Raw genomic sequence first — 450 nt, 5'->3', positions numbered from 1 at the left:
CACCCTGGACAGTCGATTCGGGTGGACTGCCATTCTTCTTGGTAGTCGTCCGGTGCAGTATCCGTCCACATGGCGGCGGAAGAAATTGCCCTTGTGGTGCCTGACCGGCACCGGATCAACTCGCTCCTCCGGCCCTTACTTTGCGGGCACAGCCACTGCGTTTCGGTGCAGGGTCCAATTGAATCGATTGGCCTTTGCGCTCCGGGCCCGGGCGGGCAACAGCAACCAGAAAGGCCGCGTGCGTCGCGGCGGGACGACAAACCTCAAGCGTGACGGCAATTCGCCGCGCGCGAGCAATGACGAGCCGCTCAACCCGATGAATACCCAAGAGGCGAAGATCGTCCTCGAAACCGCGCTGATCTGCGCGCAGGACCCGTTGCGAGTCAATGACTTGCGCAAGCTATTCGACGAAGATGTTTCCGCAGACACCATCCGTGTGCTGCTCGAGGA

Annotated in this window: 1 pseudogene; it reads left to right on the top strand. The window is 61.1% G+C overall.

The features are described 5' to 3' along the window. Positions 1-450: pseudogene (locus tag FL311_RS45855) on the top strand (SMC-Scp complex subunit ScpB); the annotation flags it as partial.

This window comes from Myxococcus sp. AB025B (assembly GCF_006518215.1).
In the GTDB taxonomy this organism is placed as follows: domain Bacteria; phylum Myxococcota; class Myxococcia; order Myxococcales; family Myxococcaceae; genus Myxococcus; species Myxococcus fulvus.
Note: the sequence above shows the minus strand (reverse complement) of the source record. Positions and strands in the feature narration are given on the sequence as shown.